At 43.5% G+C, this 20,625-nt stretch carries 6 protein-coding genes, 6 rRNA genes and 1 riboswitch; of the genes, 2 read left to right on the forward strand and 10 right to left on the reverse strand.

Going from position 1 to position 20,625, the window contains the following annotated elements; genetic code table 11:
- Positions 1 to 63: 63 nt before the first annotated feature.
- A riboswitch (cyclic di-AMP (ydaO/yuaA leader) is annotated at positions 64 to 211 on the reverse strand.
- A 210-nt stretch (positions 212 to 421) separates the two neighbouring features.
- The 3 genes from JFU24_RS15060 to JFU24_RS15070 all read right to left on the reverse strand — a co-directional run bounded on the left by JFU24_RS15060 (position 422) and on the right by JFU24_RS15070 (position 3,898).
- A complete protein-coding gene (locus JFU24_RS15060) occupies positions 422 to 1,681 on the reverse strand; it encodes an efflux RND transporter periplasmic adaptor subunit (RefSeq protein WP_201250159.1) in 1,260 nt (419 codons plus the stop codon).
- A gap of 14 nt (positions 1,682 to 1,695) precedes the next feature.
- The gene (locus JFU24_RS15065) at positions 1,696 to 2,358 is read right to left on the reverse strand and encodes a hypothetical protein (protein WP_201250160.1); all 663 of its coding nucleotides are present in this window, start codon (positions 2,356 to 2,358) and stop codon (positions 1,696 to 1,698) included.
- 661 nt (positions 2,359 to 3,019) lie between these two features.
- Positions 3,020 to 3,898: a TetR/AcrR family transcriptional regulator gene (locus JFU24_RS15070; protein WP_201188311.1), complete on the reverse strand. Its 879-nt coding sequence runs from the start codon at positions 3,896 to 3,898 to the stop codon at positions 3,020 to 3,022.
- 191 nt (positions 3,899 to 4,089) lie between these two features.
- Here JFU24_RS15070 and JFU24_RS15075 point away from each other — a divergent pair, with 191 nt between their 5' ends.
- Entirely contained in the window at positions 4,090 to 7,221 is a 3,132-nt protein-coding gene (locus JFU24_RS15075; protein WP_201250161.1) for an efflux RND transporter permease subunit, read from the forward strand.
- Between the two features lie 405 nt (positions 7,222 to 7,626).
- On the opposite strand, the gene JFU24_RS15080 is transcribed toward JFU24_RS15075, so the two are convergent.
- The 7 genes from JFU24_RS15080 to JFU24_RS15110 all read right to left on the reverse strand — a co-directional run bounded on the left by JFU24_RS15080 (position 7,627) and on the right by JFU24_RS15110 (position 19,120).
- Positions 7,627 to 8,466, reverse strand: coding sequence for a tyrosine-type recombinase/integrase (locus JFU24_RS15080; protein ID WP_201188307.1), 840 nt, complete (start codon positions 8,464 to 8,466; stop codon positions 7,627 to 7,629).
- A gap of 329 nt (positions 8,467 to 8,795) precedes the next feature.
- A 5S ribosomal RNA gene (gene rrf, locus JFU24_RS15085) occupies positions 8,796 to 8,911 on the reverse strand.
- A 61-nt stretch (positions 8,912 to 8,972) separates the two neighbouring features.
- Positions 8,973 to 11,906: ribosomal RNA gene (locus JFU24_RS15090) — 23S ribosomal RNA — on the reverse strand.
- Between the two features lie 174 nt (positions 11,907 to 12,080).
- Positions 12,081 to 13,632: ribosomal RNA gene (locus tag JFU24_RS15095) — 16S ribosomal RNA — on the reverse strand.
- A 651-nt stretch (positions 13,633 to 14,283) separates the two neighbouring features.
- Positions 14,284 to 14,399 (reverse strand): 5S ribosomal RNA (gene rrf / locus JFU24_RS15100).
- A gap of 61 nt (positions 14,400 to 14,460) precedes the next feature.
- Positions 14,461 to 17,392: ribosomal RNA gene (locus JFU24_RS15105) — 23S ribosomal RNA — on the reverse strand.
- Between the two features lie 175 nt (positions 17,393 to 17,567).
- Positions 17,568 to 19,120, reverse strand: a 16S ribosomal RNA gene (locus tag JFU24_RS15110).
- The 16S, 23S and 5S rRNA genes sit together here, the layout of an rRNA operon.
- 714 nt (positions 19,121 to 19,834) lie before the next feature.
- Between JFU24_RS15110 and JFU24_RS15115 the strand changes: the two genes are divergently transcribed.
- Positions 19,835 to 20,593, forward strand: coding sequence for an alpha/beta hydrolase (locus JFU24_RS15115; RefSeq protein ID WP_201222411.1), 759 nt, complete (start codon positions 19,835 to 19,837; stop codon positions 20,591 to 20,593).
- Positions 20,594 to 20,625: the final 32 nt, after the last annotated feature.

Below are 20,625 nucleotides of genomic sequence, written 5' to 3' on the forward strand. Positions count from 1 at the left end.
ATCTTTACGCCGAAAAAAAAGACACTTCATGTGTCGATTTCCTATAGGCGTGAATATTCACACATGTTCCCTTAAAGACGCTGACGAGGTTAGCTGTCGGGTTAGGAATTGGAAACACAAAAGCCCTTTCATTTCTGAATTCACCCCTAGCGAAAAAAATCCGCAAAAATGGGTCCCCCGTTCTTGTAATAAGATTAAGCGAATACTTAATAATAAAATATTATACTAAAAATGTTATTCTGTAAATATTTTTTCTTGTCCCTTTAAGAAAAAACCTTTGCAAATGTCTGAATATTCTGTATTAGTGACTATTTTACCTATAATAACACATTCTCTATTTTGCTTAATTTTGTTATATGGATATATAAATAACAATAAAACTGATTGATATATCCCCTCTCTCGAATAATGAAAAAATGGATTATTTTTCTAACATACCCAGTAATATATACCTCACCTTTTCCCGAGTGGTGAATTTTTTATAACTAGCAGATTTCACCTTCTCAAACTGAATTGGAGTAACAAAATAAGAATGATTTTTCACAATCCTATTCGGTTCTATTAGAATAACATCACCTACCGCCGGTCCCTTTATGAGTTCTTGCTTTCCTTCTGCTTTAAGCCCTTTTGTAATATAGTGTTTATCCACATAGCCTTTTTTAGTCAATTTGTAGACATGCGGCTTTTTTTTATGATGTACTGCCTCTACAGGGATAGAGGGTACACCCGCTTTCTCATTGGTTATTACAGTAAGATTGACTTTTGACCCTACCAACAAAGGTTTAGTTTCTTCATCTCCTGGCTCAATCAATGCCTGAAATGGAAATCTGTTATCTTTTTTTAGTGATGGCTCCTCTTCTGGATAAGAATGTATACGACCTATTGTTCCGTTCAACGCCTTTTTTAAATCAGGGGAACTTGCCTTTATAGTCATGCCCACTTCAGCTTTTTTCATCTCCTCTTCAGAGAAATCCCCTTCAATTGCCACATTTGTTGAAACAATGGATATAATGGGATTATTCAGGTTTTTATTGATATTTTTTACAACACCATCAGCCTCACTCGCCGTCTCAACCGCGACTTTTTGCTCCTCAATTGAACTTAATTGAGCATCCAGCATAACAACCTTTTCTTCCAAGCGGTTTTTTTCAAGTTCCAGCTTGTACATTTCTTGCTCAATATTACTTTCAATCAAGTCTGAAGAGGTAGTTGTTATATCAATATTTAAGCTCTTTTCTATCGAATTATCGATTACTGCTTTATTAGAATTACTTGTCAAACTTCCTTGATAAGCTTTCAACTTATCAATGTAATCATTAATCCCCACCATTTCACCCTCAGCGGCAGTTTTTTCCGCTTCTAGATTTCCTTTGAGAGCATCAAGTTCGGGTGTAGTATATTCAAACAACGAAGATCCAGCCGTTACCTCATCTCCCTCTTTTACAAGGAATTTCTGAAAATCATTTTTCTTGGTATCGAAATAGATATCATACTCTTCTACAGGTTTAACTACCCCTTTTGTTTGAATAGTATCCGTAATTGTATCTTTTTTTACCTTTGTCCAGTTTTCGACAAAAACAGTTCGTTCTACTTTGCTTTCTTTCTTTTCAATAAGGTAAAAGTTAACGGTTATTAACGCAGCCGATGCCACTGATACGGCTGCAATTTTCCATTTTTTCATTGTTTTCACCCACCTTATACAAATACGCCCACTTGGATGTACGCTAAAAAGGCTTTAACAAGCCACGTGGCCAGATAGAATAGAACAATCATTAAAAGCACCAAATAATTATTCCGTTCTGAAAATTCCTTTAAATAGAAATATTGCAGAGCAATAATCAGAAATTGAAAAATGGTAATTTCACTGAAAAAGTGAATAAAGTAATCACTTCTGAGAAAGTACTGACTGATAACTCCCAATGAAAAAGGATTTGCATCGTTTCCGATATCCATTAATACTAATATAGGGATTAGAAACACCTTTTCTAATAATTGCAAACCAAGAATAATCATTTGAACGATTACTAATTTTATGTATGGGATATCTATAACAATCCAAAAGAATAGAGATGATAAAAATAAGTATATGGTAGGGTAAAATAGACCTGCTATTATATTGCCGCCTACTATCAACAACTTTCCCATTTCAAATTCACTAGAATCCATCTTCATAATTTCTTTGGAAAACGATTCCGATCCAACGCCAAAATATCCTTCCACAGCAAAAACTATGAAACTAAGAAAATATAATAATAGTAATTTCCATCCAAGTCGTGTGACTGCTTCTGCATTTTGCAGCTGATAACGACTCCTATGAGGCTCTAAAATGCCCTTTAACAATCTGACCTGGTACACCATATGTGTTCCTCCTGCAATAAATGAAATATCACTCTATATTTTATCTTATTTTGGAAACAATTGCAGAAATAAGGAATGAATAAAACAAAAAAAACACATTAATATTAAATAATACTTTGTCTCCCTAATTTGAAGTTAATATAGAAAGATGATGCATAAAGACGTTGATTCGCATTGGCGATTTGCTATAATTCCCTCCATACTTATCTACCTCAAGCGGCACTTTTGTTTCAATACAGATGCCCCGCCTTCACATTCTTCAACCCTGACTGAGTTAGGATTTTCAGATTAGGAAAGCTTGAATTTGAGTCGATGGCACGCCAAAAAAACCAGCGCCTAGACTGACCATGGGGAAATGCATTAAACTGCGCCTATAAAACTCTTCTGGACCAAAACCATCATAGTCTTCCCTACATCAATCGACGAAACTTGCCATTTAATTAAGCTTCTAGACTTCTTTCAAACTTATCATTTCCATAATAATTAACTTTCCTTTTTCCTTTTCTGACCTCAACCTCATATAAAAAGTTACCTTCTTCCTACTCTTTCCTAATCATCAATTTTGAAATTTAATCATAATCATGTGAAGAAATTTATATAGGAGTTATTTAGAAAAAGGTTTAAATAAAAGAAGAGGCAGTATGCCTCTTCAGAAAAATCTTTAATTTTTTGTCAAATAATCCTTCATTAAAATGATAAGCTTAGAACACATGGTATTTCGTTTTTCGTTTTTTTCTAAAAATAATAAAAGTCCTTCTAATATTATGCCATTTGGTCTAACTTTAGAGAACTCCTCTTGAATTGCTTTTAACGCTTCAACATTTTTACTTGTCTCTAACCCCTCTTCTTTATGCTTTCCTACTTCCAATACCTGGCGAATGATTGAACTAATTTCCTCTTTAGGGCTCACTTTTTGTATGGAACATTCAATTAAAGGGAATTCTTTCAATAAAGGATCGTCCGTTTTATGTAGACCTTTTATAATGGAATCCATCCGATTTAAAATGAAGATAGGCAGCCTCTCCACTTCAAATGAATGTCTGTTTCTGAATAAAATTCCGATATAACCTTTGAAAAGTGCGTCTAACATAATAGTACAATCTGGCAAGAAGTTTGTCGGTATTTCTGGATACAATTCTACTATTTTACGTTTGAACCAAACTAAGCCCTCTTCATGGATATAGTGTAAAAACCTATCTAGCTCTTTACTGATATGAACCATTTGTTCCTGCATCATCATTCGAATCAAGTTGGTATTTCCTGTCACGTGCTCTATTTGTACAATGATTTGCATCAAAAATTTCTCTTTACTGGATAAAGAATCATCTAACTCGATATCAAGCAACGAGTCCGTTAATGCACCATAATAATATTTGAAAATTGAAACAAGCAACTCTTCCTTCGATTTAAAATAATTATAAAAGGATCCCTTGGCTATCCCACACTTTTCAGTAATTTCCTGAACGGAAGTAGCATGATAACCTTTCTCTGCGAAAATCTCTACGGACTTATCTATAATTATTTTATGCTTTTCATTCATCAAATTCATCCTATCTCTTAAATATTGTCCTCTATATGACCAGCGAGTCATTTCTTCCACATTGTATCTCAAAACCCTTGAAATCACAACGTTACACCAACTGAATATTATTTATTGCATTCATAATCCATATACTATATATTTGAGTTTATGACCGACTAGTCACAATATAAAGTATGGAGGGTAAAAGTTTGAATTCAATCATTAAATTTTCTTTGAAAAACAAACTGGCAATCTGGTTGCTGACAATTATCATCGTTGCAGCAGGTCTATATTCCGGTTTAAACATGAAGCAAGAGACCATTCCAAACATCTCTACTCCTTTAATAAGCATTTCCACGGTATACCCTGGTGCTGCACCTGAAGAAGTAGCCAATAAACTTACAGATCAAATTGAACAAAAAGTCACAAACTTATCAGGAGTTGAATTAGTTAGTTCTTCTTCTATGGCTAATGTTTCTTCAATCCAATTACAATATGACTATGATACGGATATGGACGATGCTGTAAAAGAAGTGAAAGAAGCATTAGAGAAATTAGAACTACCTGAGGGGGTTGATAGCCCCAGCGTATCTAAACTAGAGCTAAACGCTTTTCCTGTTGTAGCACTCAGTATAACAGATAAAGATTCGGATTTACCTGCCCTAACAAAAAATGTCGAAGAGGTGTTAGTCCCTAAACTTGAAGGAATTGACGGAGTGACTTCCGTAACAATTTCAGGACAACAGGTAAATGAGGGTAGCCTTGCATTCAATCAAGAAAAGATGACTCAATACGGGCTAGATGAAGAGACCGTAAAAAAAGTCATCCAAGCTGCTAATGTAACAATGCCACTTGGTCTATATAACTTTGATGATAAAGAAAAAACAATTGTTGTTGATGGAAACATCTCCACTTTAAAAGACTTAAAAAACATAAAAATACCTTTAACAGGCGGTTCTAACACAAAGGCACCAACTCAAACAGCACCGGGAACCAATCAAGTATCACCTGAACAAGTACCTGATGCAACAGTTCCTCAACTACAAAGTGTCAAATTATCAGACATTGCTGATGTGAAAATCACCGGTAAGGCTGAGACAATATCAAGAACAAACGGTAGTGAATCAATCGGGATTCAAGTAACCAGATCGCCGGATGCCGATACAGTTGCAATCGTAGACGAAGTGCAAGACCAAGTTTCGAATTTTAAAGATGAATTTAAAGGCGTAAGCGTACATACTACGCTTGATCAAGCCAAACCGATTAAAGATTCTGTCGAAACCATGATTAGCAAGGCCATTTTCGGCTGTCTGTTTGCCGTCATAGTGATCATGCTTTTCCTAAGAAACTTTAAAACGACCCTAATATCCGTCATCTCGATTCCATTATCTTTGTTGGCAGCCCTTTTGGTGCTCAAACAATTGGACATCTCATTAAATGTTATGACATTGGGAGCCATGACAGTTGCTATTGGCCGAGTCGTCGATGACTCAATTGTCGTAATTGAAAATATTTATCGAAGAATGGCATTAAAAGGCGAGCAATTAAAAGGCGGCGAATTAATACGTTCCGCTACTAAGGAAATGTTCATCCCTATCCTTTCATCAACTATCGTTACTGTAGCCGTTTACCTGCCGTTAGCAAGCGTTACAGGACCTGTTGGCGAACTATTCATGCCATTCGCTTTTACAATGGTGTTTGCATTAGTCGCATCATTAATAATTGCCATCACTCTTGTACCGGCCATGGCAGACTCATTATTTAAAAACGGCCTTTCCGAAAAAGAATTGAAATCACATGAAGAAAAGCCAAGCAAGCTATCTGGATTCTACCGTAAAGCACTGAATTGGTCATTAAGCCATAAGTTGATCACATTCGGTACAGCAATAGTATTATTAGTCGGTAGCTTATTCCTCATTCCAAGCATCGGTGTCAGCTTCATGCCTGCGGATGAAGAGAAGCAGATCATCGTTACTTATACCCCAGCACCTGGCGAATTAAAAGAGGATATTGAAAAGGAAACGGAAAAAGTAGAAAAGTACCTAATGGATAAAGATGATGTGAAGACAGTCCAATACACACTAGGTGAAAACATGATGAGTGGCATGATGGGCGGCTCTAGTAACTCAGCCCTCTTCTATGTACTTTATGATGAAGACACCGAAAACTTCGGGGAAAAGAAAGAAAAGATCATAAAACATTTAACCAATCTTGACTCTCCTGGAACGTGGAAGCAACAAGAATTCACTTCCACATCAAGCAACGAAACGACCCTTTATGTCTATGGAAATACACAAAAAGACATTGAACCGGTAATCGATGATATTCAAAACATCATGAAGAAAAATAAAGAATTGAAAGATGTCGATACAAGTCTTTCCGATGCATATGAGCAATACACACTCGTGACAGACCAGAAGAAACTTAGTGAACTTGGATTAACAGCCGCCCAAGTTGGCATGTCCATTGCAAATTCAAACAAAAATGATGCTCTAACTACAATTAAGAAAGATGGAGAAGAAGTCAAAGTATATGTAGAGACAGAAGAAAAGACATTCGAAGATAAAAAAGATCTCGAGAATACGAAAATCACTTCTCCAATGGGAATGGAAATTCCTTTAAAAGAGCTTGTTAAAATCGAGGAAGGCAAGGCATCCGATACTATAAGCCGTCGCGATGGAAAAATTTACGCGGACGTTTCTGCAACAATCAAATCGGATGATGTTGCAGCAGTAACATCAGAGGTACAAAAGGAAGTTGAAAAATTAGACCTTCCAGCAAGTGTCACTGTAGACTATGGTGGAGTAACCGAAGATATCCAAGAATCATTCACTCAACTTGGAATCGCTATGTTGGCAGCCATCGCTATCGTTTACTTTGTCCTTGTCGTTACTTTCCATGGCGGGTTAGCGCCAATCGCCATTCTATTCTCCTTACCATTCACGGTAATCGGAGCTTTAGTAGGCTTATTCATTGCCGGTGAGACCATCAGCGTTTCGGCCATGATGGGTGTCCTCATGCTTATCGGTATCGTTGTAACCAACGCCATCGTATTAGTGGACCGGGTAATCAAAAATGAAGAATCCGGCTTATCAACACGTGAAGCATTACTCGAGGCGGGATCTACCCGTCTACGTCCAATCTTGATGACTGCCCTTGCTACGATCGGTGCTTTAATACCATTGGCCATAGGAGCAGAAGGCAGTGGCTTGATCTCACAAGGTTTGGGAATTACCGTTATCGGCGGACTAGTGAGTTCTACATTGCTTACACTTGTCATCGTACCGGTAGTATATGAAGTAATAATGAAAATTGGTAAAAAGAAAAAAACAGCTAAGTAAGCAAGCAAGAGGGTATCTCATACTGGGATACCCTTTTTAGTTTGATAATTTGGACCCACATCGTTATCCAATACATCATAATTCTAATCGATGTTATTAATGTGGTGGCTTCTAAACCTAAAAAAACGTTTGATTGACTTAACCCTCACCTTCCTTGAGATATAAAACAGTTAATAGTTTATACTTACAAGTTTTCGGTTTCTGCTTCACTAAGAGGCTCCATATTGTGCATCATTAATTGTTTCAGGGTGCTACATCAATCAGACTCCGTATTCCTTTTCATCCAACCCTGCCGACAGAAACTAGACAACTGACTCCCTATCCCCTGACAATCCATAGTCTCAAATGCCAATTTTTATAACAAAAAAAGGAAGGGTTTACCCCTTCCTTTTTATTTTATATAGACTAATGTTTGGTAAAAGTTTGATCTATCGCATTTTCAAGATTCAGTGATTTATCTTTCAAATAACGCTTCGTGACGTTCAAATCTTTATGACCAGCTAACTTGGAAATGGTTTGTACATCTATCCCGTTATCCACTAATCTTTGACAAAATGTATGACGTAATTTATGTGGGTGTACATTGTACTTTTTCAAAATATATTGTACCGATCTCGGAGTGATTCTTTGATTGTAACTTGAAATAAACAACGGATCTGCTTTTTCTTTTAATGAATAAAGGTAATTCTTAACATGTAGTATAGCCGATACTGTAAGTGGGACTGTTCTATCAATTTCACCCTTCGCGTTCCGGACAAGGATATAATTTCGATCTGTATCCATGATGACATCTCTACTATTTAAGTCGCATAATTCAGAGACACGAATTCCAGTATGTAATAATAGGTAGACGATGGCAATATTCCTCAGATTCCCCTCTGCCTCTATATCCCTCAAAAGTGCCTCCTGCTCTTTGATGCTTAAGGTTTCTGGCACCTCATGCTTGTGCTCCTTTACCTTACGCTCAACAGAAAGCATTATCTGTGGCTTTTCTAAAAATTTAAAGAAGACATTTAGAGCAATATAATGCTTTTCAATTGTCCCTGGACTTTTCTTGCAATTTTCTAAATAATCCAGATAATCTTGAATATCCTCAGAGTGAATCTCCATTAATATCTTCTGTGTCTGCTCACAAAACTGTGAAAGAACACCAGTATACGTTTTGATCGTATTATCTGATTTGCCTTGGTCTCTCAACCATCCAGCAAACGAAAAAATCATTTCATCTTTAGCAGAGGTATCCATCGGCTATTCCCCCAATGACAGTTTCAGAACTAATTTAAGTTTAACATATATCCCTTTAGAAACGAAGAATTCTGTCCATTTGTCTTTACACAGGTATGATTATACAGATATAAGAAAAATATCCCTTACGAACAATAAAAAGTAAATTTAATGTATCATTCGATATAGTATGTCTATATCCTACACACTTCCCTAACTACATCCAATTTTTCTCTACAGTTATCATTCTCTACCTTTTATGTTAACTCAATGGTGGTTAGACCTTTATTATACGAATATAAATATAATACAAAAAAGACCAGCCAAGGATGGCTGATCTTTTCAAAATGGCTTGGCGGCGTCCTACTCTCACAGGGGGAAACCCCCAACTACCATCGGCGCTGAAGAGCTTAACTGCCGTGTTCGGAATGGGAACGGGTGTGACCTCTTCGCTATCGTCACCAAACAATAAAGGAACGTTGTTCCTTCAAAACTAGATAATAAGAAGGTATTTCATTTTTTAAAGCGTGGTTAAGTCCTCGATCTATTAGTATCAGTCAGCTCCACATGTCGCCACGCTTCCACCTCTGACCTATCAACCTGATCATCTTTCAGGGATCTTACTAGCTTGCGCTATGGGAAATCTCATCTCGAGGGGGGCTTCATGCTTAGATGCTTTCAGCACTTATCCCGTCCGCACGTAGCTACCCAGCTATGCCTTTGGCAAGACAACTGGTACACCAGCGGTGCGTCCATCCCGGTCCTCTCGTACTAAGGACAGCTCCTCTCAAATTTCCTGCGCCCGCGACGGATAGGGACCGAACTGTCTCACGACGTTCTGAACCCAGCTCGCGTACCGCTTTAATGGGCGAACAGCCCAACCCTTGGGACCGACTACAGCCCCAGGATGCGATGAGCCGACATCGAGGTGCCAAACCTCCCCGTCGATGTGGACTCTTGGGGGAGATAAGCCTGTTATCCCCGGGGTAGCTTTTATCCGTTGAGCGATGGCCCTTCCATGCGGAACCACCGGATCACTAAGCCCGACTTTCGTCCCTGCTCGACTTGTAGGTCTCGCAGTCAAGCTCCCTTGTGCCTTTACACTCTACGAATGATTTCCAACCATTCTGAGGGAACCTTTGGGCGCCTCCGTTACTCTTTAGGAGGCGACCGCCCCAGTCAAACTGCCCACCTGACACTGTCTCCCACCCCGATAAGGGGCGCGGGTTAGAATTTCAATACAGCCAGGGTAGTATCCCACCAACGCCTCCACCGAAGCTAGCGCTCCGGCTTCTCAGGCTCCTACCTATCCTGTACAAGCTGTACCAAAATTCAATATCAGGTCGCAGTAAAGCTCCACGGGGTCTTTCCGTCCTGTCGCGGGTAACCTGCATCTTCACAGGTACTATAATTTCACCGAGTCTCTCGTTGAGACAGTGCCCAGATCGTTACACCTTTCGTGCGGGTCGGAACTTACCCGACAAGGAATTTCGCTACCTTAGGACCGTTATAGTTACGGCCGCCGTTTACTGGGGCTTCGGTTCAAAGCTTCGCTTGCGCTAACCTCTCCCCTTAACCTTCCAGCACCGGGCAGGTGTCAGCCCCTATACTTCGCCTTGCGGCTTCGCAGAGACCTGTGTTTTTGCTAAACAGTCGCCTGGGCCTATTCACTGCGGCTTTTCTGGGCTATTCACCCTAAAAAGCACCCCTTCTCCCGAAGTTACGGGGTCATTTTGCCGAGTTCCTTAACGAGAGTTCTCTCGCACACCTTAGGATTCTCTCCTCGCCTACCTGTGTCGGTTTGCGGTACGGGCACCTTACATCTCACTAGAGGCTTTTCTTGGCAGCGTGGAATCAGGAACTTCGGTACTATATTTCCCTCGCCATCACAGCTCCGCCTTAATGGAAACGGGATTTGCCTCGTTTCCGGCCTAACTGCTTGGACGCGCATATCCAACAGCGCGCTTACCCTATCCTTCTGCGTCCCCCCATCGTTCAAACGATGTATAGGTGGTACAGGAATATCAACCTGTTGTCCATCGCCTACGCCTTTCGGCCTCGGCTTAGGTCCCGACTAACCCTGAGCGGACGAGCCTTCCTCAGGAAACCTTAGGCATTCGGTGGAAGGGATTCTCACCCTTCTTTCGCTACTCATACCGGCATTCTCACTTCTAAGCGCTCCACCAGTCCTTCCGGTCTGACTTCAACGCCCTTAGAACGCTCTCCTACCATCGACACCATACGGTGTCAATCCACAGCTTCGGTGATACGTTTAGCCCCGGTACATTTTCGGCGCGGAGTCACTCGACCAGTGAGCTATTACGCACTCTTTAAATGATGGCTGCTTCTGAGCCAACATCCTGGTTGTCTAAGCAACTCCACATCCTTTTCCACTTAACGTATACTTTGGGACCTTAGCTGGTGGTCTGGGCTGTTTCCCTTTCGACTACGGATCTTATCACTCGCAGTCTGACTCCCAAGAATAAGTATTTGGCATTCGGAGTTTGACTGAATTCGGTAACCCGTTGGGGGCCCCTAGTCCAATCAGTGCTCTACCTCCAATACTCTCATCTTGAGGCTAGCCCTAAAGCTATTTCGGAGAGAACCAGCTATCTCCAGGTTCGATTGGAATTTCTCCGCTACCCACACCTCATCCCCGCACTTTTCAACGTGCGTGGGTTCGGGCCTCCATTCAGTGTTACCTGAACTTCACCCTGGACATGGGTAGATCACCTGGTTTCGGGTCTACGACCTCATACTCATTCGCCCTATTCAGACTCGCTTTCAGCTGCGGCTCCGTCTTATCAACTTAACCTCGCATGAAATCGTAACTCGCCGGTTCATTCTACAAAAGGCACGCCATTACCCATTAACGGGCTTTGACTACTTGTAGGCACACGGTTTCAGGATCTATTTCACTCCCCTTCCGGGGTGCTTTTCACCTTTCCCTCACGGTACTGGTTCACTATCGGTCACTAGGTAGTATTTAGCCTTGGGAGATGGTCCTCCCTGCTTCCGACGGGATTTCTCGTGTCCCGCCGTACTCAGGATCCACTCAGGAGGGAACGAAGTTTCAACTACAGGGTTTTTACCTTCTTTGACGGACCTTTCCAGATCACTTCATTTACCCCGTTCCTTTGTAACTCCATGTTGAGTGTCCTACAACCCCAAGAGGCAAGCCTCTTGGTTTGGGCTAATTCCGTTTCGCTCGCCGCTACTCAGGAAATCGCATTTGCTTTCTCTTCCTCCGGGTACTTAGATGTTTCAGTTCCCCGGGTCTGCCTTCAGTACCCTATGTATTCAGGTAAAGATACTGTTCCATTACGAACAGTGGGTTTCCCCATTCGGAAATCTCCGGATCAAAGCTTACTTACAGCTCCCCGAAGCATATCGGTGTTAGTCCCGTCCTTCATCGGCTCCTAGTGCCAAGGCATCCACCGTGCGCCCTTTCTAACTTAACCGTTAAAAAGATCTTACTGATGCTTTGAAAAAATTAATTGCCTTCTATCTATTATCTAGTTTTCAAGGAACAAAGAAGAAAAAACTTCATCACAACGTGATGAGATCTTTCGAATCTGAATGAATTACTCATTCAAAACTGAACAAAACAAAAGCGCTCTCGTATTTATCCTTAGAAAGGAGGTGATCCAGCCGCACCTTCCGATACGGCTACCTTGTTACGACTTCACCCCAATCATCTGTCCCACCTTAGGCGGCTGGCTCCATAAAGGTTACCTCACCGACTTCGGGTGTTACAAACTCTCGTGGTGTGACGGGCGGTGTGTACAAGGCCCGGGAACGTATTCACCGCGGCATGCTGATCCGCGATTACTAGCGATTCCGGCTTCATGTAGGCGAGTTGCGACCTACAATCCGAACTGAGAATGGCTTTATGGGATTCGCTTACCTTCGCAGGTTTGCGACCCTTTGTACCATCCATTGTAGCACGTGTGTAGCCCAGGTCATAAGGGGCATGATGATTTGACGTCATCCCCACCTTCCTCCGGTTTGTCACCGGCAGTCACCTTAGAGTGCCCAACTGAATGCTGGCAACTAAGATCAAGGGTTGCGCTCGTTGCGGGACTTAACCCAACATCTCACGACACGAGCTGACGACAACCATGCACCACCTGTCACTCTGTCCCCCGAAGGGGAACGCCCTATCTCTAGGGTTGTCAGAGGATGTCAAGACCTGGTAAGGTTCTTCGCGTTGCTTCGAATTAAACCACATGCTCCACCGCTTGTGCGGGCCCCCGTCAATTCCTTTGAGTTTCAGCCTTGCGGCCGTACTCCCCAGGCGGAGTGCTTAATGCGTTAGTCTGCGAGCACTAAAGGGCGGAAACCCTCTAACACTTAGCACTCATCGTTTACGGCGTGGACTACCAGGGTATCTAATCCTGTTTGCTCCCCACGCTTTCGCGCCTCAGTGTCAGTTACAGACCAGAAAGTCGCCTTCGCCACTGGTGTTCCTCCAAATCTCTACGCATTTCACCGCTACACTTGGAATTCCACTTTCCTCTTCTGCACTCAAGTTCCCCAGTTTCCAATGACCCTCCACGGTTGAGCCGTGGGCTTTCACATCAGACTTAAGGAACCACCTGCGCGCGCTTTACGCCCAATAATTCCGGACAACGCTTGCCACCTACGTATTACCGCGGTCGCTGGCACGTAGTTAGCCGTGGCTTTCTGGTTAGGTACCGTCAAGGTACCAGCAGTTACTCTGGTACTTGTTCTTCCCTAACAACAGAACTTTACGACCCGAAGGCCTTCTTCGTTCACGCGGCGTTGCTCCGTCAGACTTTCGTCCATTGCGGAAGATTCCCTACTGTCGCCTCCCGTAGGAGTCTGGGCCGTGTCTCAGTCCCAGTGTGGCCGATCACCCTCTCAGGTCGGCTACGCATCGTCGCCTTGGTGAGCCATTACCTCACCAACTAGCTAATGCGCCGCGGGCCCATCTATAAGTGACAGCAAAACCGTCTTTCCATCTTCTCTCATGCGAGAAAAGAACGTATCCGGTATTAGCTCCGGTTTCCCGAAGTTATCCCAGTCTTATAGGCAGGTTGCCCACGTGTTACTCACCCGTCCGCCGCTAATCTCAGGGAGCAAGCTCCCTGAGATTCGCTCGACTTGCATGTATTAGGCACGCCGCCAGCGTTCGTCCTGAGCCAGGATCAAACTCTCCGAAGAAATGTTTGACTTGCTCATTTTGCTTTTTGATAGTGTGTGCTCACTTTTAAAAATTAACGTTGGCGCTTTGTTTTGTTCAGTTTTCAAAGAGCAATTTTATCGTCGTTCTTTCGAACAACTTGTTTATTCATCATAACACGCTATTGATTAGTTGTCAACTTCTGCGAAGTTTTTAACTTGTTTTAAATCGCTGTGTTTTTCAGCGACCATTTCATCTTAACATTTTCATAATAAGAAGTCAACAGTTATTATTTCTTTTAGTAATCTACCAAAAGTGGATGAAGTTTTTTGTTTGTCGTACTTGGTGCTTATTTATATTAATCCTTTCCTACCTTAAAGTCAACACATTATATATAAAAAAATCATTTTTATTTTAAGCTCCATTAAGAATGCCCTTTATTAAGAAGAAACAATACCTATATTAGGTTCGTAAAAGTGTTTATCTATCGTGTTAAGTTAAACTATTCAGAAACAAGATCAATAAAAAGTCTTCTTATTAAGTTTAACAGCTACTGGGGTAAGCTAGTCTTGCCCTTATGATTCCCACTTGTATTCTGACCTTATAAAAGTCTTTATTTTTTTTCTAGATACTTTTTTCAAATTATACAAACACAAAAAAGACCAACCAGAATGGCTGATCTTTTCAAAATGGCTTGGCGGCGTCCTACTCTCACAGGGGGAAACCCCCAACTACCATCGGCGCTGAAGAGCTTAACTGCCGTGTTCGGAATGGGAACGGGTGTGACCTCTTCGCTATCGCCACCAAACAATAAAGGAACGTTGTTCCTTCAAAACTAGATAATAAGAAGGTATTTCATTTTTTAAAGCGTGGTTAAGTCCTCGATCTATTAGTATCAGTCAGCTCCACATGTCGCCACGCTTCCACCTCTGACCTATCAACCTGATCATCTTTCAGGGATCTTACTAGCTTGCGCTATGGGAAATCTCATCTCGAGGGGGCTTCATGCTTAGATGCTTTCAGCACTTATCCCGTCCGCACGTAGCTACCCAGCTATGCCTTTGGCAAGACAACTGGTACACCAGCGGTGCGTCCATCCCGGTCCTCTCGTACTAAGGACAGCTCCTCTCAAATTTCCTGCGCCCGCGACGGATAGGGACCGAACTGTCTCACGACGTTCTGAACCCAGCTCGCGTACCGCTTTAATGGGCGAACAGCCCAACCCTTGGGACCGACTACAGCCCCAGGATGCGATGAGCCGACATCGAGGTGCCAAACCTCCCCGTCGATGTGGACTCTTGGGGGAGATAAGCCTGTTATCCCCGGGGTAGCTTTTATCCGTTGAGCGATGGCCCTTCCATGCGGAACCACCGGATCACTAAGCCCGACTTTCGTCCCTGCTCGACTTGTAGGTCTCGCAGTCAAGCTCCCTTGTGCCTTTACACTCTACGAATGATTTCCAACCATTCTGAGGGAACCTTTGGGCGCCTCCGTTACTCTTTAGGAGGCGACCGCCCCAGTCAAACTGCCCACCTGACACTGTCTCCCACCCCGATAAGGGGCGCGGGTTAGAATTTCAATACAGCCAGGGTAGTATCCCACCAACGCCTCCACCGAAGCTAGCGCTCCGGCTTCTCAGGCTCCTACCTATCCTGTACAAGCTGTACCAAAATTCAATATCAGAGTCGCAGTAAAGCTCCACGGGGTCTTTCCGTCCTGTCGCGGGTAACCTGCATCTTCACAGGTACTATAATTTCACCGAGTCTCTCGTTGAGACAGTGCCCAGATCGTTACACCTTTCGTGCGGGTCGGAACTTACCCGACAAGGAATTTCGCTACCTTAGGACCGTTATAGTTACGGCCGCCGTTTACTGGGGCTTCGGTTCAAAGCTTCGCTTGCGCTAACCTCTCCCCTTAACCTTCCAGCACCGGGCAGGTGTCAGCCCCTATACTTCGCCTTGCGGCTTCGCAGAGACCTGTGTTTTTGCTAAACAGTCGCCTGGGCCTATTCACTGCGGCTTTTCCGGGCTATTCACCCTAAAAGCACCCCTTCTCCCGAAGTTACGGGGTCATTTTGCCGAGTTCCTTAACGAGAGTTCTCTCGCACACCTTAGGATTCTCTCCTCGCCTACCTGTGTCGGTTTGCGGTACGGGCACCTTACATCTCACTAGAGGCTTTTCTTGGCGGCGTGGAATCAGGAACTTCGGTACTATATTTCCCTCGCCATCACAGCTCCGCCTTAATGGAAACGGGATTTGCCTCGTTTCCGGCCTAACTGCTTGGACGCGCATATCCAACAGCGCGCTTACCCTATCCTTCTGCGTCCCCCCATCGTTCAAACGATGTATAGGTGGTACAGGAATATCAACCTGTTGTCCATCGCCTACGCCTTTCGGCCTCGGCTTAGGTCCCGACTAACCCTGAGCGGACGAGCCTTCCTCAGGAAACCTTAGGCATTCGGTGGAAGGGATTCTCACCCTTCTTTCGCTACTCATACCGGCATTCTCACTTCTAAGCGCTCCACCAGTCCTTCCGGTCTGACTTCAACGCCCTTAGAACGCTCTCCTACCATCGACACCATACGGTGTCAATCCACAGCTTCGGTGATACGTTTAGCCCCGGTACATTTTCGGCGCGGAGTCACTCGACCAGTGAGCTATTACGCACTCTTTAAATGATGGCTGCTTCTGAGCCAACATCCTGGTTGTCTAAGCAACTCCACATCCTTTTCCACTTAACGTATACTTTGGGACCTTAGCTGGTGGTCTGGGCTGTTTCCCTTTCGACTACGGATCTTATCACTCGCAGTCTGACTCCCAAGAATAAGTATTTGGCATTCGGAGTTTGACTGAATTCGGTAACCCGTTGGGGGCCCCTAGTCCAATCAGTGCTCTACCTCCAATACTCTCATCTTGAGGCTAGCCCTAAAGCTATTTCGGAGAGAACCAGCTATCTCCAGGTTCGATTGGAATTTCTCCGCTACCCACACCTCATCCCCGCACTTTTCAACGTGCGTGGGTTCGGGCCTCCATTCAGTGTTACCTGAACTTCACCCTGGACATGGGTAGATCACCTGGTTTCGGGTCTACGACCTCATACTCATTCGCCCTATTCAGACTCGCTTTCGTCGCGGCTCCGTCTTATCAACTTAACCTCGCATGAAATCGTAACTCGCCGGTTCATTCTACAAAAGGCACGCCATTACCCATTAACGGGCTTTGACTACTTGTAGGCACACGGTTTCAGGATCTATTTCACTCCCCTTCCGGGGTGCTTTTCACCTTTCCCTCACGGTACTGGTTCACTATCGGTCACTAGGTAGTATTTAGCCTTGGGAGATGGTCCTCCCTGCTTCCGACGGGATTTCTCGTGTCCCGCCGTACTCAGGATCCACTCAGGAGGGAACGAAGTTTCAACTACAGGGTTTTTACCTTCTTTGACGGACCTTTCCAGATCACTTCATTTACCCCGTTCCTTTGTAACTCCATGTTGAGTGTCCTACAACCCCAAGAGGCAAGCCTCTTGGTTTGGGCTAATTCCGTTTCGCTCGCCGCTACTCAGGAAATCGCATTTGCTTTCTCTTCCTCCGGGTACTTAGATGTTTCAGTTCCCCGGGTCTGCCTTCAGTACCCTATGTATTCAGGTAAAGATACTGTTCCATTACGAACAGTGGGTTTCCCCATTCGGAAATCTCCGGATCAAAGCTTACTTACAGCTCCCCGAAGCATATCGGTGTTAGTCCCGTCCTTCATCGGCTCCTAGTGCCAAGGCATCCACCGTGCGCCCTTTCTAACTTAACCGTTAAAAAAGATCTTACTGATGCTTTGAAAAAATTAATTGCCTTCTATCTATTATCTAGCTTTCAAGGAACAAAGAAGAAAAAACTTCATCACAACGTGATGAGATCTTTCGTATCTGAATGAATTACTCATTCAAAACTGAACAAAACAAAAGCGCTCTCGTATTTATCCTTAGAAAGGAGGTGATCCAGCCGCACCTTCCGATACGGCTACCTTGTTACGACTTCACCCCAATCATCTGTCCCACCTTAGGCGGCTGGCTCCATAAAGGTTACCTCACCGACTTCGGGTGTTACAAACTCTCGTGGTGTGACGGGCGGTGTGTACAAGGCCCGGGAACGTATTCACCGCGGCATGCTGATCCGCGATTACTAGCGATTCCGGCTTCATGTAGGCGAGTTGCAGCCTACAATCCGAACTGAGAATGGCTTTATGGGATTCGCTTACCTTCGCAGGTTTGCAGCCCTTTGTACCATCCATTGTAGCACGTGTGTAGCCCAGGTCATAAGGGGCATGATGATTTGACGTCATCCCCACCTTCCTCCGGTTTGTCACCGGCAGTCACCTTAGAGTGCCCAACTGAATGCTGGCAACTAAGATCAAGGGTTGCGCTCGTTGCGGGACTTAACCCAACATCTCACGACACGAGCTGACGACAACCATGCACCACCTGTCACTCTGTCCCCCGAAGGGGAACGCCCTATCTCTAGGGTTGTCAGAGGATGTCAAGACCTGGTAAGGTTCTTCGCGTTGCTTCGAATTAAACCACATGCTCCACCGCTTGTGCGGGCCCCCGTCAATTCCTTTGAGTTTCAGCCTTGCGGCCGTACTCCCCAGGCGGAGTGCTTAATGCGTTAGGCTGCGAGCACTAAAGGGCGGAAACCCTCTAACACTTAGCACTCATCGTTTACGGCGTGGACTACCAGGGTATCTAATCCTGTTTGCTCCCCACGCTTTCGCGCCTCAGTGTCAGTTACAGACCAGAAAGTCGCCTTCGCCACTGGTGTTCCTCCAAATCTCTACGCATTTCACCGCTACACTTGGAATTCCACTTTCCTCTTCTGCACTCAAGTTCCCCAGTTTCCAATGACCCTCCACGGTTGAGCCGTGGGCTTTCACATCAGACTTAAGGAACCACCTGCGCGCGCTTTACGCCCAATAATTCCGGACAACGCTTGCCACCTACGTATTACCGCGGTCGCTGGCACGTAGTTAGCCGTGGCTTTCTGGTTAGGTACCGTCAAGGTACCAGCAGTTACTCTGGTACTTGTTCTTCCCTAACAACAGAACTTTACGACCCGAAGGCCTTCTTCGTTCACGCGGCGTTGCTCCGTCAGACTTTCGTCCATTGCGGAAGATTCCCTACTGCTGCCTCCCGTAGGAGTCTGGGCCGTGTCTCAGTCCCAGTGTGGCCGATCACCCTCTCAGGTCGGCTACGCATCGTCGCCTTGGTGAGCCATTACCTCACCAACTAGCTAATGCGCCGCGGGCCCATCTATAAGTGACAGCCGAAACCGTCTTTCCATCTTCTCTCATGCGAGAAAAGAACGTATCCGGTATTAGCTCCGGTTTCCCGAAGTTATCCCAGTCTTATAGGCAGGTTGCCCACGTGTTACTCACCCGTCCGCCGCTAATCTCAGGGAGCAAGCTCCCATCGATTCGCTCGACTTGCATGTATTAGGCACGCCGCCAGCGTTCGTCCTGAGCCAGGATCAAACTCTCCGAAGAAATGTTTGACTTGCTCATTTTGCTTTTTGATAGTGTGTGCTCACTTTTAAAAATTAACGTTGGCGCTTTGTTTTGTTCAGTTTTCAAAGAGCAATTTTATCGTCATTCTTTCGAACAACTTGTTTATTCATCATAACACGCTATTGATTAGTTGTCAACTTCTGCGAAGTTTTTAACTTATTTTGAATCGCTGTGTTTTTCAGCGACCATTTCATCTTAACACTTTCATAATAAGAAGTCAATAGTTATTATTTCTTTTAGTAATCTACCAAAAGTGGATGAAGTTTTTTGTTTGTCGTACTTGGTGCTTATTTATATTAATCCTATTCCACTTGAAAGTCAACGACTATTCCTATTTTTATAGTTTTTATTTTGTTAGGCATTTTAACAACCTCTTAGATCGGTATTTTAGTAAACATATATTATAGAAGGAGTTGTATTTATTAATTGAAACCAAGCTAGATTTCTTTGTTATATTTAGGTACTCGCGTCAACGTATATCTTCCACAAGTATTTGCAGTCCTGTTTTTTTCTTGCCTTAAGTACCTTCTTGATGTATTGAACAAGAAACATAACCAAGTTGACTTTCTAAATCTTGTTATGATATTATATAACCAAGTAATATAATCGGAATAGTTAATATTATTAGAAAGACAGAATCTAATAATCAATAACCCCTTTTTTAATAGATTATGATTTAAAGGAGATGGAGATATGACAGCAGCAAAGGTAATACCAGGTGCAGAATCTTTTTTCCTCCCTGGCAATTCTATCGGAATCCTCATTTGCCATGGCTTTAATGGCACACCACAAAGTGTAAGGTATTTAGGTGATAACCTCGCTGCTAAAGGCTATACAGTCTATGCTCCACGTTTGAAGGGCCATGGTACCGATGAGCTGGATATGGAAACGTGCCATTATCAAGATTGGGTACATGATGTCGAGACTGCCTATGCAAAGCTAAAGCAAACCTGCACATATGTATTTGCAATAGGACAATCAATGGGCGGCGCCCTTGTTTTGGATTTAGCGACAAAAGTACCTTGTGAAGGAATTCTCACTATTAACGCCGCACTTCAAGTTCCTGAGTATGAAATCTATCGTAACCCATCGGTTCCGCGTTTCATTCCTGAAGGTGAGCCTGACGTAAAAGACGATACTGTTACTGAAATCACTTATGACCAAGTTCCCTCAAAAGCAATTAATCAGTTGCTTGATATTATGGAGCATACAAGTCAACAGCTCGAAAACATTAGCTGCCCGATACTTCTTTTTCATTCTCCAGAAGATCACGTTGTACCAGCCCAATGTTCCAATCAAATATACGATACTGTATTGTCCCTTGATAAGGAATTAATCGCCCTTGAAAATTCCTATCATGTTGCTTCGTTGGATTATGATAAAGATCAAATCATTGAACAGGCTTATCGCTTCATTCAAATTCACAGTAAAAAGGCAACAATCGCTTCATAAATGATTCTTATATACAACTTGGTTTACTCGAC

Source organism: Peribacillus sp. TH27 (assembly GCF_016650915.1).
Classification (GTDB): domain Bacteria; phylum Bacillota; class Bacilli; order Bacillales; family DSM-1321; genus Peribacillus; species Peribacillus butanolivorans.

What these genes read in the sequence shown, in the direction of transcription:
- JFU24_RS15060 (WP_201250159.1), bottom strand. Translation starts at nt 1,681, where the DNA reads ATGAAAAAATGGAAAATTGCAGCCGTATCAGTGGCATCGGCTGCGTTA.
- JFU24_RS15065 (WP_201250160.1), bottom strand. Translation starts at nt 2,358, where the DNA reads ATGGTGTACCAGGTCAGATTGTTAAAGGGCATTTTAGAGCCTCATAGG.
- JFU24_RS15070 (WP_201188311.1), bottom strand. Translation starts at nt 3,898, where the DNA reads ATGAATGAAAAGCATAAAATAATTATAGATAAGTCCGTAGAGATTTTC.
- JFU24_RS15080 (WP_201188307.1), bottom strand. Translation starts at nt 8,466, where the DNA reads ATGGATACCTCTGCTAAAGATGAAATGATTTTTTCGTTTGCTGGATGG.
- JFU24_RS15115 (WP_201222411.1), top strand. Translation starts at nt 19,835, where the DNA reads ATGACAGCAGCAAAGGTAATACCAGGTGCAGAATCTTTTTTCCTCCCT.